This is a genomic window from Vibrio sp. JC009 (assembly GCF_029016485.1).
GTDB lineage: Bacteria > Pseudomonadota > Gammaproteobacteria > Enterobacterales > Vibrionaceae > Vibrio.
On the sequence record NZ_CP092106.1, the window covers coordinates 866,836 to 882,508 of the forward strand.

A 15,673-nucleotide genomic window follows, 5' to 3' on the forward strand; every position below is an offset into this window, starting at 1 on the left:
CAAATGGAAAGAGGAGGTAAAAAATACCTCCTCTTTTTTTATTCCTATGTTGAATCTCTTTAAAAAAACCCCATATACTTTCACATAGATAAAGTGGAAGAGAGAAGAATATGAACTTGGAACGTTCCGAGCGTATAGAGATTCCCGTACTGCCGCTGCGCGATGTAGTGGTTTACCCTCATATGGTAATTCCTTTGTTTGTTGGCCGTGAAAAATCAATCCGTTGTCTGGAAACAGCGATGGAGCACAACAAACAGATCCTTCTTGTTGCTCAGAAAGAAGCAGATACCGATGAGCCCTCAATTGATGACCTGTTTGGAATAGGTACCGTCGCAACCATTCTGCAATTGTTGAAACTGCCTGACGGCACGGTAAAAGTGCTTGTTGAAGGGCAGCAGCGTGCCCGCATTGAACACTTTATTGAAGGTGAGTTCTTCCAGGCAGAAGCCGAATACCTGATCACGCCAGAGATGGAAGAGAAGGAAGAAGAAGTGATTGTCCGCAGTGCGATCAATCAGTTTGAAGGCTTTATCAAGCTGAATAAGAAGATTCCGCCAGAGGTGCTGACTTCTCTGAACGGCATCGACGAGGCTGCTCGCCTTGCGGATACCATTGCTGCTCACATGCCTTTAAAACTTGCTGAGAAGCAGCAGGTGCTTGAAATTATTGATGTGAACGAGCGTCTGGAATTTTTGATGGGGCAGATGGAGTCGGAAATCGACCTGCTTCAGGTTGAAAAACGTATCCGTGGCCGCGTTAAGAAGCAGATGGAAAAATCTCAACGCGAGTACTATCTGAATGAGCAGATGAAGGCGATTCAGAAAGAACTGGGTGAGATGGACGATGCGCCTGATGAATTTGAAACTCTGAAGAAGAAGATTGAAGAGTCGAAAATGCCTCAGGAAGCGCGTGAAAAGACGGAACAGGAACTGCAGAAGCTGAAGATGATGTCTCCGATGTCTGCTGAAGCAACGGTGGTTCGCAGCTACATTGACTGGATGGTTGGTGTACCTTGGTCTAAGCGCTCAAAAGTTAAGAAGAATCTGGCGAAAGCGGAAGAGATCCTTAACGAAGACCATTACGGTCTTGAGCGTGTTAAAGAACGTATTCTTGAGTACCTTGCGGTTCAGAACCGCATCAACAAGCTGAAAGGTCCGATTCTTTGCCTTGTTGGTCCTCCTGGCGTGGGTAAAACTTCTCTTGGCCGTTCTATCGCATCGGCGACAGGTCGTAAGTATACCCGTATGGCTCTGGGTGGCGTTCGTGATGAAGCGGAAATCCGCGGTCACAGACGTACTTACATCGGCTCTCTGCCGGGTAAACTTATTCAGAAAATGTCTAAGGTTGGGGTGAAGAACCCGCTGTTCCTTCTGGATGAAATCGACAAGATGTCTTCAGATATGCGCGGTGACCCGTCGTCAGCTCTGCTTGAAGTGCTTGACCCTGAGCAGAACAACGCCTTCAACGATCACTATCTGGAAGTGGATTATGACCTTTCAGACGTTATGTTTGTTGCCACTTCGAACTCAATGAACATTCCGGGCCCACTACTGGACCGTATGGAAGTGATTCGTCTGTCCGGTTACACCGAAGATGAAAAGCTGAATATCGCTAAGCGCCATCTGGTTGAAAAGCAGATGCAGCGTAACGGACTGAAAGCGGGTGAAGTTGAGATTGAAGACTCAGCGATTATCGGCATTATCCGTTACTACACACGTGAAGCCGGTGTTCGTGGCCTTGAGCGTGAAATCTCCAAGATCTGCCGTAAAGCGGTTAAGAACATCCTGCTGGATAAAGATCTGAAGCAGGTTGTGGTGAACATGGATAATCTGAAGGATTATCTGGGTGTTCAGCGTCACGACTATGGCAAAGCGGATGACAGCAACCGTATCGGTCAGGTTACCGGCCTTGCATGGACAGAAGTGGGCGGCGATCTGCTGACTATCGAGACAGAAGCTATGCCGGGTAAAGGCAAGCTGACTCAGACCGGCTCTCTTGGCGATGTAATGCAGGAGTCTATCCAGGCGGCAATGACAGTGGTTCGCACCCGTACCGATAAACTGGGCATCAACGAAGACTTCTACGAGAAGCGTGATATTCACGTTCACGTACCTGAAGGTGCAACGCCAAAAGATGGCCCAAGTGCGGGTATCGCTATGTGTACGGCTCTGGTTTCTAGCTTAACCGGAAATCCTGTGCGTGCGGATGTGGCTATGACGGGTGAAATTACCCTTCGTGGTGAAGTTTTGCCGATTGGCGGGCTGAAAGAAAAACTGCTGGCTGCACACCGTGGCGGCATCAAAACTGTGCTGATTCCTAAGGATAACGAACGTGATCTTGAGGAAATTCCGGACAATGTTATTGCCGATCTGGTTATCAAGCCGGTGCAGTGGATTGATGAAGTTTTAGCCGTAGCGCTTGAGAACGACCCTTCTGGCTTTACTGTAGAGTCGTAAAAAGGTGATATACAGCAAAAATAAGTAAAGAATTACGCTGACAGCATGGAAAAAGGCTTGTCAGCGTTTTTTTTGGGAGCTAACGTATCAAACCATGCCGCAGGGCTTGTGATTAAAGGCCTGCGGTAAAATTTAATATCTCAAATGGAACGAATGTTACCAACTAAAAAAATAATCGGTAACGATAAGGGGAATAACCGTGAATAAGACACAATTAGTAGAAAAAATTGCAGAAAGCGCAGATATCTCAAAAGCATCAGCGGGCCGTGCTCTTGACGCATTCATTGAAGCAGTGACTGACACTCTTAAGGAAGAAGAGCAGGTAGCTCTTGTTGGCTTTGGTACTTTCAGCGTACGTACACGTGCAGCACGCACTGGCCGCAACCCTAAGACTGGTGAAGAAATCCAGATTGCAGAAGCTAAAGTTCCTGCATTCAAAGCTGGTAAAGCTCTAAAAGACGCGTGTAACTAATCGAGTTACGGGCTTTCAAAACAGAAGACTATATCTTGGGTTTTGAATCTGTAATTATGCGCATCATACTGGTGCGCATTTCTTTTTCTGATATCATCTGCTCATTCAACTTCAAACCCGGGTCGCTGGACAGGAACAACCGCAGCAGGCTCAACCATCGGAGAATTAAAAGATTATGATGGATCGATTACGCGAGGGCGTAAACAGCATCGCAGTTAAAATTATTTTGGGGCTTATCATCCTTTCCTTCGTGTTTGCTGGTGTGGGCAACTACCTAATCAGCGGCAGCAGCAATGCAGCGGCAAAAGTCGGCAACACAGAAATTGGCCGTAACGCATTCGAGCAGGCATATCAAAACGAACGTAATCGCATGCAGTCACAGATGGGCGATTACTTTGCAAATCTTCTGGCTGATCCTGCTTACGTACAGTCGTTCAGAAAATCGGTACTTGATCGTATGATCAACGATGTTCTTATCGAGCAATATGCAGATTCGCTTGGTCTGCGCATCAGCGATGAGCAAATCCGTAAAGAAATCCTTCGCATGGAGCCTTTCCAGAACAACGGTAAGTTTGACCAGGAAATCTACGCTGCGTCACTGCGCCGTGCAGGCTTCAATGCTGACAGCTTCGCAGAATATCTTCGCCGTGAAATGACACGTGCTCAGGTGGTTACTGCGCTCCAGGCGAGTGAATTTGTACTGAGCAAAGAAATTGAGAATCAGAGCAAGCTGTTTACTCAGACTCGTGATATCAGAACCATTTCACTGAGCCCTGAAGAGTTTGCCAAAAATCTTGAACTGACTGAGGAAGAGCTTCAGGAGTACTACAAGGCGAATCCTGGAAAATATACTCGTCCTGAGCAGGCAAAAGTGGCTTATATCGAGCTTTCAGCGCAGCAGCTTAAAGATCAGATTGAAATTTCTGATGAGCAGGCGCAGCAATACTATGAGGAAAACCTGGACAAGTACGCTTCTGCAGAGCAGCGTGAGCTGAGCCATATCCTTGTACAGGGTGACGATGAAGCAAAAGCGCAGGCAATCCTTGATGAACTGAACGGTGGCGCTGATTTTGCTGAGCTGGCAAAAGCGAAATCGGAAGATATCGGTAGTGCGGAACTTGGCGGTTCACTGGGCTGGGTTGAAAAGGGCGTGATGGACGCTGACTTTGAAGCGGCAGCATTTGCACTGGCAAAAGCGGGTGACACTACAGGTCTGGTTAAGTCAGCTTTCGGTTACCATATTATCAAGCTGGACAACCTTAAGGCTTCTGAGTCTAAGCCGTTTGCTGACGTAGCAGCAGAAGTGAAAGCTGAGATTGTTGACCAGCAAGCTGTTGAGAAGTTCTATGAGCTGCTGACTGAGCTGGAAAAAGTGGCATTTGAATTCCCTGACTCACTGGAGGATGCTGCAGAAGCAGTAAATCAGCCGGTTCAGACGACAGACTTTATTTCACAGCTTGATGCACCTGCAGTTCTTCGCGGCGCAGAAGTGACTCAGGCTCTGGAAAGTGCTGAAGTAAAAGAGGACGGCCTGAACTCAGAGGTAATGGAAATCGCGCCTGAGCACGTCATTGTGGTTCGTGTTGAAGAGACCCGTGATGAGATGGTGCTTCCGTTTGCGCAAGTGCAGGAGAAAGTTTCTCAGGAGCTTTCTGGTGTGAAAGGCGAGCAGAAGGCACAGGAAGTGGCTAAATCGGCTGTAGAGGCTCTGAAAGCGGATAACGAAGCTGTATTGACGGACAATGGTCTTGAGTTTGGCGAAATCGAATCAATTGACCGCAGTTCTCCGCTGGCAAAGGTGGTTTTTGCTATGCCGAAGCCGGAAGCGGACAAGAAAGGTTTTGCGCAGACAAAAGACTTTATGGGTAACGTCGTTATTGTTGAGCTGTCAAAAGTGAACGAAACCATCGATGATTCAATCAACACTCAGGTTGGCGCGCAGCTGGTTCGCACCGGCAGCCAGCAGGATCTTGAGGCTGTGCTGAGTACACTTCGTGAGAAGGCTGACATTGAGTATTACGCAGTAAACGTTCAGCCGTAATAATTTGTAATTGAGTTAATGATTAACGGGCTGCATTATGCAGCCCGTTCTGTTTTTGTACAGTCAGGATGAAAGACATTTTGTGATTCTTTAGCATTATATTTTTCAATAGGTTAAAGGAAACCATATGTCTAAATTTAAATTCATCCCTGCTGCTCTGCTTTCCGCATTTCTTGCATTTCCGGCAGTTTCTGCAGATACAAACAGCGCACCAGCTGAGCCTGCAAAATCTGCTGAAGAGAAATATGAAGGCATCGAACTCAAGGTCAATATTAACACTGCGACGGCCGATGAGATTGCCACTATGCTGAAAGGTGTCGGCGCCAAGAAAGCTCAGGAAGTTGTGAAATATCGTGAAGAGAAAGGTCTGTTTACGTCGCCTGATGATCTGGTGAATGTCAAAGGGATAGGGCAGGCAACCGTGGATAAGAACAGAGAACGTATCGAATTATAACCTGTTCATTTAATTAACTTTCATTAGCAGTAAAACTTCCTTGTTTTGCTGCTTTTTTCTTTCTGTTTCAGAAAACCAGCTTGTCATTTTTATTAATAATTAACCTGTCAATAAAGGGCGGGTGCTATCACCTTGATTTTAGGTGCTTTTACAAAGATATAGCTCACACTTTAGTCTTACTACTTTAGTGGTGTTTCATTTAAAAATTGATTAGTGTCAAAAAATAAATGCATTTGGTTACTAAGATACGACACAATTCAGTTTGTAAATCTTAGGATCCGAAAATGAGCAACAAGACAAAACTTGTCGTTATTGGTAACGGCATGGTGGGTCATCGCTACATCGAGGAGTTGGTTGAAAAAGCCAATGTGCAGGAGATGGATATCACTGTCTTTTGTGAAGAGCCTCGTGTTGCCTATGACCGTGTTCACCTATCTTCCTACTTCTCGCATCATACTGCCGAGGAACTTTCTCTGGTTAAGGAAGGTTTCTATGAGAAGCACGGCATCAAGGTACTGGTGGGCGAGCGTGCCATTAACATCAACCGCGATAAGCAGATTGTCTACTCAAGCAACGGCCGCGAGCTAAGCTACGATAAGCTGGTTTTAGCTACCGGTTCTTACCCCTGGGTTCCGCCAATCAAGGGCAACGAAGGTCCGGACTGTTTTGTCTACCGCACCATTGAAGATCTTAAAGCCATTGAAGCCTGCGCTAAGAAGAGCAAGAGCGGTGTTGTAGTTGGCGGCGGTCTGCTGGGCCTTGAAGCGGCAGGTGCTCTGAAAGCGTTGGGCGTTGAAACTCACGTTATTGAATTTGCGCCTGTGCTGATGGCCGAGCAGCTAGATCAGCAGGGCGGTCAGCAGCTTCGTAATAAGATTGAGCGCATGGGCGTTCAGGTTCACACAAGCAAGAACACCCTTGAGATTGTGGCTGAAGGTGAAACTGCCCGTAACACCATGAAGTTTGCCGATGACACTGAGCTGCAGGTGGACTTTATCGTATTCTCTACCGGCATCCGTCCGCAGGATAAGCTGGCACGTCAGGCTGGACTGGAAATTGCCCCTCGTGGCGGTATTGCAATTAACGACCACTGTCAGACTTCGGATGAAAACATTTACGCTATCGGTGAATGTGCGTCCTGGAATGAAACCTTCTTTGGCCTTGTGGCTCCGGGTTATAAGATGGCTCAGGTAGCGGTTGATCATCTGGCAGGTAACGAGAACGCTTTTGAAGGCGCGGATATGAGTGCCAAACTAAAGCTTCTGGGCGTAAAAGTGGGCAGCATTGGCGATGCAAACGGCCGCACGCCAAATTGTAAAAGTTACGTTTACCTGAATGAAGAAGAAGAGGTTTACAAGCGCCTTATCGTTTCTGAAGACGGTAAGAAGTTGCTGGGCGCGGTTCTGGTTGGTGACACTTCCGACTACGGCAATCTGCTTCAGCTAAAACTGAATGATATCGAGCTTCCGGAAAAGCCGGACATGCTGATCCTTCCTGCACACGCCGGTGCGGAAAAACCGGCTCTGGGTGCAGATTCACTGCCTGAAAGTGCGGTTATCTGTTCCTGTTTCGATGTCACCAAAGGCAAGATTGCTCAGGCAGTGGCTGACGGTCACCACACTATCGGTGATGTAAAAGCGGCAACCAGTGCCGGTACCGGCTGTGGTGGTTGTATCCCGCTGGTTACTGATGTTCTGAATGCCGAGCTGGCCAAAGCAGGCGTTGAAGTAAATAACCATATCTGTGAGCACTTTGAATACTCGCGTCAGGAGCTGTTCCATCTGATCCGCATTGAAGGCATCAAGACTTTTGATGCTCTGCTTGAAAAATACGGCAAGGGTTACGGTTGTGAAGTGTGTAAACCGGCAATCGGTTCTATCCTGGCTTCCTGCTGGGGCGAGCACATCCTGAAACCTGAGCTGGTTGGCCTGCACGACACTAACGATAACTTCCTTGGCAACATGCAAAAAGACGGAACTTACTCTGTTATACCGCGTATGCCGGGTGGTGAAGTTACGCCACAAGCATTGGCGGTACTGGCTGAAGTTGCACAAGAGTACAAGCTGTATACCAAGGTTACCGGTGCTCAGCGTATCGGTCTGTTTGGCGCTCAGAAAGATGACCTTCCGGCTATCTGGCGCAAGCTGATAGCAGTGGGTTACGAAACAGGTCAGGCTTACGCAAAATCGCTGCGTATGGTGAAAACCTGTGTGGGTAAAACCTGGTGTCGTTACGGTGTTCAGGACAGTGTCGGCCTGGGTGTTGAGCTGGAAAACCGCTACAAGGGTATCCGTGCCCCTCACAAAATGAAGTTTGGTGTTTCCGGTTGTACCCGTGAATGTGCCGAAGCTCAGGGTAAAGATCTGGGGATCATCGCAACAGATGCAGGCTGGAACATGTATGTGTGTGGCAATGGTGGTATGAAGCCTCGTCACGCTGATCTTCTGGCATCTGATCTGGATAAAGAGACGCTGCTGAAGTACATCGACCGCTTTATGATGTTCTACGTCCGTACCGCAGACAAACTGCAGCGTACTTCTGTCTGGATGGAGAATCTGGAAGGCGGTATCGACTACCTGCGCGAAGTGATCGTTGAAGACAAACTTGGTATCAACGACCAGCTTGAAGCCGACATTCAGAAACTGGTTGAAGAGTTCAGTTGTGAGTGGACTGACACCATCAATGATAAATCTCAGCTAAAGCGTTTCTCTCACTTTATCAACTCTGATGAACGTGATGACAATGTGGTGTTTGTTCCGGCCCGCGACCAGCATCGCCCGGCCACTTTTACTGAGAAACACCCTGAAGCGAAGGGTGACATTCTGCATGTGACTCTGGAGGAAAACGTATGAGTAACTGGATCAACGTCTGCACACTAGAAGACATCATCCCGGGCACTGGCGTATGTGCTTTGGTTGACGGTAAGCAGGTGGCACTTTTCCGCCCGCGTGCCAACGAAGAAGTGTACGCGATCAGCAATATGGACCCTTACGCTCAGTCCAACGTGCTATCCCGCGGCCTTATCGTGGAGCACAAACAAGAGCTGTGGGTTGCCAGTCCCTTGAAAAAGCAGCGTTTTAACCTTGCTACAGGTGTATGCATGGAAGATGAGCAGTTCAATATTGAAGCCTTTGAAGTGCGCGTGACTGACGGAAATGTGGAAGTGGCTGCTTAAGGCCAGCTTCCCTCATTCCAATACAGCCGTGAAAACGGGAATCTAATTGAAGCGTGTTGTAAGGCATAAGGTTATTGCAGGCTCTACAGCGCGCAGAAAGTAGATCCCGGATAAAAGCTTCGCAATTTCCGGGGTGACGACGTAGGAGCATTTCTACAACGCCGACAGCATTGGGATTCAATAGCAAAAGGTTTCCAGCAACCAACAGGGAGCCTTTGACTATTCAATCTTAACTTTTAATCTTTAACTTTAAATGGGGACATAAAATGTCAGATCTAAAACCAGCAGAATTTGTACAAACCATGATAGATGTGGGTGAAGCGAAGGTGAAAACCAGCACCCGCGATCTTCTGCTACGCGGCACCATGGCCGGTGTTATTCTTTCTGTTGCCGTTGTTGTTGCAATTACAGCTATCGTTCAGAGCGGAATGGGCCTGGTTGGCGCGCTGGTCTTTCCGGTTGGCTTCTGTATTCTTAGCCTGATGGGTTATGACCTGGTGACAGGCGTATTTGGTCTTGCACCGCTGGCAAAATTTGATAACCGTCCGGGTATCACCTGGAGCCGTATCCTGCGTTGCTGGGGACTGGTTGGTCTGGGTAACCTGATTGGTTCTCTGTTGGTGGCTTTCTTTATCGCACTTTCAATGACCAAAAACTTCACCATTGATCCAAACGCCGTAGCGCAAAAGATCATCGCAGTATCAACCGCACGCTCTGCCGGTTTTGAAAGCCTGGGCGGCGACGGCTGGATTACCTGTTTCGTACGAGGTATTTTCTGTAATCTGATGGTATGTCTGGGCGTTATCGGCAATATGACGGCACGTACTGTTGCCGGCAAAGTTGCTGCAATGTGGCTGCCTATCTTTGCCTTCTTTGCTCTGGTATTTGAACACACAGTAGTAAATATGTTCCTGTTCCCGCTGGGCATGCTTCTTGGCGCTGATTTTGGTATCGCGACATGGCTGAACTTCAACCTTATCCCGACTATCCTGGGTAATATCGTTGGTGGCCTTGTGTGTACCTGTATCCCTCTTTACCTGACTCACGCAAAAACAGCTCCGGCTATTGATGCGCAGCAACAAGAAGAGATTAAGGCAGAGCCGGTATTTGGCACTAACTAATCGCGCTTAGCTTATCTATTCTTAAGGGAGCCTGATTTCTGTTAAAGCGAATCAGGTTCCCTTTTTGTTTTTACTTTCTTTTTCTGGTTGTGAACTTATGACAACAAATCTCTCTTCTCAAATTGGTTGCGGTTTTGTCTCTCTGGTTGGTGCCGGTCCTGGTGATCCTGATTTGCTGACAGTTAAAGGGCAGCGCGTTATTTCACAGGCAGACGTAGTGGTTTACGACCGTCTGGTTTCACCGGAAATTCTGGCACTGGCGAACCCGGGTGCTGAGATGATCTATGTGGGTAAAAAACTTGATTTCCATAGCGTTCCTCAGGATCAAATCAATCAGATTCTGGTAAAAAAGGCGCAGGAAGGAAAACGTGTGGTCCGGCTGAAAGGGGGAGATTCCTTTATCTTCGGCCGCGGCGGTGAAGAGCTGGAAGAGCTGGCAAAACACGGGATTAAGTATGAAGTGGTTCCGGGTATTACAGCAGCCGCAGGTGCGACTGCGTATGCCGGAATCCCGCTCACACACAGAGATTACGCCCAGAGCGTTCAGTTTATTACCGGACATGTGCAAAAAGATGGCCGTGAGATCCACTGGGATTCGCTTGCGCACTCCAATAACACTCTGGTGTTTTATATGGGGCTGAAGCAGAGCCCTTATATTGCAGCCAAGCTTGAGGAAAACGGTCTGCCAGCAGCGACGCCCTGCGCGATTATCGAAAAGGGAACCACGCAGGATCAGCGTGTTCTGACCTGCGAGCTTTCACAACTGGCTGAGACGGCAAAAGGTGCACAAAGTCCGGCTCTGATTGTTGTGGGTGAAGTGACTCAGTTACATCAAACCCTGGCCTGGTATTAGCGGGCCAGTTTTCTATAGCTGATAACGGCAGTTGCAGCTATCACTCCTGCGATACAGCCAGCCAGATGTGCGTCGATTGCAACACTGGCTTCAATCAGCTTTGCGGTGCTCTCTTGTGCTCCGAATACCTGCTCATAGCCAACCTTGGCTATAACACCCAGTATCAGCAACCAGCTGGATCTTAGCCCTCTGCTTACTTCAATTGCCGCGTAAAAGGCAAAAAGGCCATGCAAAGTGCCCGACAAACCCGCATAGATGTCAATTTCAGTTGCCAGCAATGCGCAACCCACCACAGCCGAAAGAAGAACTAATAAAGAAAGAAGGCTTTTTGCTGAAGGTTTAAACAGAAACCCCATTACCCAGAGCGCCGCCATATTCATCAGCAGATGATAGAGGTTGGTGTGAGTGAAGTTTCCTGATATAACACGCCATAATTGTCCTGACTGAATCAGGTCAGCGTTCCAGATTGTCAGCGACTGCAAAGCTGGGATCTGGAGCAGTCCTGAAATAAAAGTCACAATGATTAGGAAAATATAAAGATTCACTCTATGTCTCGATATTGCCAGCAATGCGGAAAAGCCAAAAAAGCCTGTATCTGTTCCTGGATAGAATCCATTGATAATAGGATTGAGCTTATCATTCTTCAGCACCCGACAGAAATTAATCAGGCCAAAGGTACAGCGAAGATCCTTTCCCTGTCTTTAAAGCATAACCACTGTTATGTGGGTGAAGACTTTAGCGGTCATAGGGAATTAAATCAATTGCTTAACGAGGAAGGTGTGCAGCCGTTGCTGGTTTATCCGGGGGAAAACGCAGAGCCGGCTGAGCAGTTTGCTCTGAAGTTTAAAGATAGCAGCCCGAAAATCCGCCTGGTTATCATCGATGGCACATGGCGTAAGGCGTATAAGATCTATCAGCTCTCTTCTAACCTTCAGGCGCTTCCTGCTGTAACTATTTCCGCTGGAATTAAAGGCAACTACCGTATTCGCAAGGCGCCGTCGGATGAAAGCCTGTCTACGGTGGAGGCGGGGTTTTATGCTCTTTCTGCGCTTGACGAGCAGACAGATTACTCGCCGCTGATGCATGCCTTTGAAAAAATGATCGACTTTCAGATTGCTCAGATGCCTGAAGGGGTTTATGAGAGGAATTACAGTAATACCAATACCAGTAATTAGCTGTTCAGTGATTGCGCCTCCGTTTACCTAAAATAGTCCTGCAGAGTATTTATCTCCTTAACTGTCACTCCCTGCGCATCTACAAATTTTTGAATAAGTAACGGAAGTTCGTTGCGGTAAAACCCGGCATTGTAGCCGGTAGCCTTGCGGGGCAGGGACTTAGCGAAGTCGTCGAGCTGAATCCGCAAAAAGACAGGGTTGTTATTTTCAGCATCTTGCATTTTATCGCGGATAGCCATAAGCAGCCCCTTCATAATCGCTTCACACTGCTCCACATTCTCGGGGGATGCAGGCTGAAGGACAAAAAAATAGCTGGCTAACCGGTAAATGGCCTCCTGTCCCTGCTCAGACAGAACCCCGAGTTCAGACAAGCGCTGAAGATCAGCCAGAAAGCCGCTTTTAATCCTTTCAACATGCGCAAGCCGCTTTTTCATTCTGGCCCGTGACGCCTTTTTCTGCTGATTTGCCCGATAGTAGTAAATGCCAAAAATAGCGGCTATTACAATAGCCAGAATTAAGACAGAAACTTTTAACATGAAGTGGTTCCTAACAATAAACGATTTATTCTGTATTATTTCTAATATGGATTATGCGCAGAAAACAGCTGCTGATGCAGCCTTTGAGCGTAACCGTCGGTCATATTGGCGATATAGTCGCAGATAACACGCATTCCGCCGTCGTGATTCTGGTTTGCCAGTTGCCATTTTTTCTTTGTGGCTTCGGGTAACAAACGCTCAGGATCTGCACTTAACGCTTCAAACAGATCCATAATAATCTGCTGTCCCTTATATTCAAGGATCTGTACCTGTGGTATCTGAATGACATAGTCGTTTACAAAGCGTTTGAATATCGACAGGGCATTTTCAAGCCCGGGTTCCAGATAAGCGTTGAACCTGAGCAGTTCGCTTTCAAAACCCGTGGCCTCTACCTCTTTCACATAGGCGCTGGTCAGCAGAGTGTTGACAATGCCCCCTATGGCATCTTTTCTCAGATAATGTTCACCGGAAAACAGCATGCTGCTGATATCTGCAATGTAATCTTCAAACCATGAAGAACCACATTCGGCAAGCTGGCTTGCAGCCGCTTCCTGCCATTGATTTCTGTCTATCAGGCCAAGAACGATGGCATCTTCCAGATCGTGAACGCCGTAAGCGATATCGTCAGCCAGTTCCATAATAGAACAGTCGAGGGACTTAAAACGGGTTTTTCTGTGTTTTAGAGGATTATCTTGTTCATCATTTCTTAGAGAACTGAACAGCTTTTGCTCTGAATCCGGCAGCGGTTCGAAAACCCAGTTCAGCTCTTTTTGGTCCGCATCGTAAATGCCTTTCGCCGGGGCCCAGTCTTTTGCTTTTAACCGACGCTGATGAGTGACAGGGTCTGGTGTGTTTTCGCTGCGCGTTTTACTGATAAGAGCCGGATACTTTAACAGGCCCAGAAGAGTCCGTCGTGACAGGTTCATACCGTTATGCTGGGTGTAAGGTTCCAGATGAGTCACGATCCGGAAGGTCTGGGCATTGCCTTCAAACCCGCCGTGATCTCTCATGGCGTAGTTCAGGGCGATCTCACCACCATGCCCAAATGGCGGATGACCAATATCGTGGGCAAGACAGAGAGACTCAACCAGACTGGCTGTCGGATAAATTTCTTCCAACTCAGGCTGCTTATGTTGCAGCTGGGCCAGAATACCTGAGCCTATCTGGGCCGCTTCAAGAGAGTGAGTTAAGCGTGTCCGGTGGAAATCGTTAACACCCGTACTGTGGATCTGTGTTTTTGCCTGTAAACGGCGGAAAGCGGCGGAGTGAAGTATCCGGGCTCTGTCTCTTTGGAAAGGATCACGGTGATCTTTGCGTCTGAGTTTATGTTCGTTATTAATGCGTTGATGCCAGAGTTCCAGATTCATAGTTTCCATACATACTGCCTCTAATACTCACCTCATAATGCGCTTAATTTATGTGTGCGTCCAGTGTGACAAAAAACAAGCCTCAGACAACTCTTTGATAGTTATGGCTTTTGATTGAGCTTGATGTCTTGAATGTAAACGTTATCATCGAAGATTTAGGCTGTAAAAGCAGAGGTAAATGGATCTGTGTCACAGCGAATGACGACTGTTTAGCCTGTAAAGCTGCAATAGCGTGATCAAGGTCATGAGATTGACTTTATGAGGTGCTTTCCGGGTAAACGTTTTCACTAATGTCGCTTTGATCACGGAAAATGTTCCTGCAAACATCTAATCTTGTTCCCGAAAACAGGCGGTAACAATTCTATTAAAACGTGGGTTCTGGCTGTATGTTGAACGCATTGAAAAATATGTAAACGTTATCAGTTTGAAAATTAATCAAATTAAATTAAACGTGTTAACAATCGTTATGAGGAACATCTAATGGACGTCGCAATTCAGTTAGCGGTATTCTTCGGTCTGACAGCCCTTGTGGGTTATCTGACTTACAAAAAATGTGCAGAAGCCGGCCCGCGTGGGGAAAGTGCTAAAGATTACTTCCTTGCAGGTGGTGGCCTTTCCTGGGTATTTATCGCAGGTTCTATCACACTGACTAACCTGAGTACTGACCAGTTGGTTGGTATGAACGGTAACCAGATGGCTCTGCTGGCTCTTTGGGAAATCTGTGGTTTTGTTGGTCTGCTTATCCTTGCAAAAGTATTCGTGCCAATCTACTACAAATACAACTGTACAACGACTACAGAGCTTCTTGAGCGTCGCTATAACAGCAAACATATCCGTGCAACAGTAGGTACTCTTTTCCTTTTAGGTAACATTTTCATCTACCTGCCGGCAATGCTTTACGGTGGTGCGCTGTTTATGCAGTCCATGTTTAACGTTGAAATCGGCCTGATGCCACTGGCAATTATGTTTGCAGTTGTTGGTTCAGCATACGCTATTTTCGGTGGTCTGCGTGCGGTTGCGGTATCTGATACCTTCTCTGGTGTTGGTCTGCTTCTGATGGCACTGCTTATCGTATTCCTTGCTCTGAACGCCATTGATTTTGACTTCTCTGGTATTCCGGCAGAACGTCTGACTCTGATTGGTGATGAGAACTCTCCGATTCCATGGCCGACACTGCTGACAGGTATGCTGTTTATCCAGATTTACTACTGGAGTACTAACCAGACGATCACTCAGCGTGCAATGGCAGCAGAAAACGTGAAAGAAGCGCAGAAGGGTGTACTGGCAGCGGCATGTATCCGTATCCTGATTGTACCGGCAATCGTAATCATCCCGGGTATCGTTTCTTACAAACTGTACGGTGATATCGGTGATGCAGCATACGGCCGTATCGTTGGTGAGCTTCTTCCAAGCTGGCTGTCAGGTGCATTTGCAGCAGTAATGGCGGCGGCAGTACTAACAAGCTTTAACTCAGTACTTAACTCTTCAGCAGCTCTGTATGTGTGTGATATTCACCAGAACTACTTCAACAAAGAGCCTAACGTTAAGAAACTGAACAACTTTGTATCACTGAGCTTCGTTGTAATCGCACTGCTTCTTGTACCTGCGTTCGCAACAGCAGACAGCCTGATTAACCTGCTTCAGCAGCTAAACGGCCTGCTAAGTATGCCAATCCTGTCAGCATTTATCACAGGTCTTCTGTTCCGCAACGTAAGAGCTGAGTCAGTAATCATGTCAGTGGTATTTGGTACAGCACTATACGGTTACTTCACATTCGGAAGCGCACCATTTGGTCTGCACTACATCCACCTGATGGCAGTAACACTGATTGCTTGTGTTGTGTTTGCACTGACAGTAAACAAGGTTGTATTCAAGAACACTGCTGAGTTTGTTGGCTTCAAAAAAGACGCAAATGCAGAACTGGCAACAGAAACAAATTAATCCTTGAGTAGAGTGATTAAAAGCCCCTTGGCCCCGCAGTGCGGGGCCTTTTTTTTGTTTGGGTATATAGAAAATAAGACTA

Annotated in this window: 13 protein-coding genes; 10 read left to right on the forward strand and 3 right to left on the reverse strand. The window is 47.3% G+C overall.

Features of this window, described 5'->3' with window-relative positions:
- Positions 1-110 precede the first annotated feature (110 nt).
- From lon to cobA, 8 genes are all read left to right on the forward strand, one after another.
- Positions 111-2,456, forward strand: coding sequence for an endopeptidase La (lon, locus tag L3Q72_RS04130; RefSeq protein ID WP_275131403.1), 2,346 nt, complete (start codon positions 111-113; stop codon positions 2,454-2,456).
- A 199-nt stretch (positions 2,457-2,655) separates the two neighbouring features.
- The gene (locus tag L3Q72_RS04135; RefSeq protein WP_275131404.1) at positions 2,656-2,928 is read left to right on the forward strand and encodes an HU family DNA-binding protein; all 273 of its coding nucleotides are present in this window, start codon (positions 2,656-2,658) and stop codon (positions 2,926-2,928) included.
- A 175-nt stretch (positions 2,929-3,103) separates the two neighbouring features.
- Complete coding sequence (ppiD, locus tag L3Q72_RS04140; protein ID WP_275131405.1) at positions 3,104-4,969, forward strand: peptidylprolyl isomerase; 1,866 nt, start codon at positions 3,104-3,106, stop codon at positions 4,967-4,969.
- Between the two features lie 127 nt (positions 4,970-5,096).
- Positions 5,097-5,423 (forward strand): helix-hairpin-helix domain-containing protein, encoded by a 327-nt coding sequence (locus L3Q72_RS04145; RefSeq protein ID WP_275131406.1) that lies wholly within the window; start codon positions 5,097-5,099, stop codon positions 5,421-5,423.
- A 284-nt stretch (positions 5,424-5,707) separates the two neighbouring features.
- Positions 5,708-8,275 (forward strand): nitrite reductase large subunit NirB, encoded by a 2,568-nt coding sequence (gene nirB / locus L3Q72_RS04150; protein WP_275131407.1) that lies wholly within the window; start codon positions 5,708-5,710, stop codon positions 8,273-8,275.
- The gene (nirD, locus tag L3Q72_RS04155) at positions 8,272-8,598 is read left to right on the forward strand and encodes a nitrite reductase small subunit NirD (protein ID WP_275131408.1); all 327 of its coding nucleotides are present in this window, start codon (positions 8,272-8,274) and stop codon (positions 8,596-8,598) included. The genes nirB and nirD overlap by 4 nt, the downstream gene beginning before the upstream one ends.
- Before the next feature lie 266 nt (positions 8,599-8,864).
- On the forward strand, positions 8,865-9,719 hold the full coding sequence (locus L3Q72_RS04160; RefSeq protein WP_275131409.1) for a formate/nitrite transporter family protein: 855 nt from the start codon (positions 8,865-8,867) through the stop codon (positions 9,717-9,719).
- 97 nt (positions 9,720-9,816) lie between these two features.
- Positions 9,817-10,572, forward strand: a complete 756-nt coding sequence (gene cobA, locus L3Q72_RS04165) for a uroporphyrinogen-III C-methyltransferase (protein ID WP_275131410.1) — start codon at positions 9,817-9,819, stop codon at positions 10,570-10,572.
- Here the strand turns inward: cobA and rrtA are convergent.
- Positions 10,569-11,117 (reverse strand): rhombosortase, encoded by a 549-nt coding sequence (rrtA, locus tag L3Q72_RS04170; protein WP_275131411.1) that lies wholly within the window; start codon positions 11,115-11,117, stop codon positions 10,569-10,571. The genes cobA and rrtA overlap by 4 nt on opposite strands.
- Before the next feature lie 3 nt (positions 11,118-11,120).
- Between rrtA and L3Q72_RS04175 the strand changes: the two genes are divergently transcribed.
- Positions 11,121-11,747, forward strand: coding sequence for a tRNA-uridine aminocarboxypropyltransferase (locus tag L3Q72_RS04175; protein WP_275131412.1), 627 nt, complete (start codon positions 11,121-11,123; stop codon positions 11,745-11,747).
- 23 nt (positions 11,748-11,770) lie between these two features.
- Here L3Q72_RS04175 and L3Q72_RS04180 read toward each other — a convergent pair whose 3' ends face one another.
- Positions 11,771-12,283, reverse strand: coding sequence for a hypothetical protein (locus L3Q72_RS04180; protein WP_275131413.1), 513 nt, complete (start codon positions 12,281-12,283; stop codon positions 11,771-11,773).
- A 41-nt stretch (positions 12,284-12,324) separates the two neighbouring features.
- Positions 12,325-13,659, reverse strand: a complete 1,335-nt coding sequence (locus L3Q72_RS04185; RefSeq protein WP_275131414.1) for an anti-phage deoxyguanosine triphosphatase — start codon at positions 13,657-13,659, stop codon at positions 12,325-12,327.
- A gap of 471 nt (positions 13,660-14,130) precedes the next feature.
- Between L3Q72_RS04185 and L3Q72_RS04190 the strand changes: the two genes are divergently transcribed.
- Positions 14,131-15,591, forward strand: coding sequence for an SLC5 family protein (locus tag L3Q72_RS04190; RefSeq protein ID WP_275131415.1), 1,461 nt, complete (start codon positions 14,131-14,133; stop codon positions 15,589-15,591).
- Positions 15,592-15,673: the final 82 nt, after the last annotated feature.

What these genes read in the sequence shown, in the direction of transcription:
- cobA (WP_275131410.1), top strand. Translation starts at nt 9,817, where the DNA reads ATGACAACAAATCTCTCTTCTCAAATTGGTTGCGGTTTTGTCTCTCTG.
- ppiD (WP_275131405.1), top strand. Translation starts at nt 3,104, where the DNA reads ATGATGGATCGATTACGCGAGGGCGTAAACAGCATCGCAGTTAAAATT.
- L3Q72_RS04180 (WP_275131413.1), bottom strand. Translation starts at nt 12,283, where the DNA reads ATGTTAAAAGTTTCTGTCTTAATTCTGGCTATTGTAATAGCCGCTATT.
- L3Q72_RS04160 (WP_275131409.1), top strand. Translation starts at nt 8,865, where the DNA reads ATGTCAGATCTAAAACCAGCAGAATTTGTACAAACCATGATAGATGTG.
- nirD (WP_275131408.1), top strand. Translation starts at nt 8,272, where the DNA reads ATGAGTAACTGGATCAACGTCTGCACACTAGAAGACATCATCCCGGGC.
- L3Q72_RS04185 (WP_275131414.1), bottom strand. Translation starts at nt 13,659, where the DNA reads ATGGAAACTATGAATCTGGAACTCTGGCATCAACGCATTAATAACGAA.
- L3Q72_RS04175 (WP_275131412.1), top strand. Translation starts at nt 11,121, where the DNA reads ATGTCTCGATATTGCCAGCAATGCGGAAAAGCCAAAAAAGCCTGTATC.
- nirB (WP_275131407.1), top strand. Translation starts at nt 5,708, where the DNA reads ATGAGCAACAAGACAAAACTTGTCGTTATTGGTAACGGCATGGTGGGT.
- L3Q72_RS04190 (WP_275131415.1), top strand. Translation starts at nt 14,131, where the DNA reads ATGGACGTCGCAATTCAGTTAGCGGTATTCTTCGGTCTGACAGCCCTT.
- L3Q72_RS04145 (WP_275131406.1), top strand. Translation starts at nt 5,097, where the DNA reads ATGTCTAAATTTAAATTCATCCCTGCTGCTCTGCTTTCCGCATTTCTT.
- lon (WP_275131403.1), top strand. Translation starts at nt 111, where the DNA reads ATGAACTTGGAACGTTCCGAGCGTATAGAGATTCCCGTACTGCCGCTG.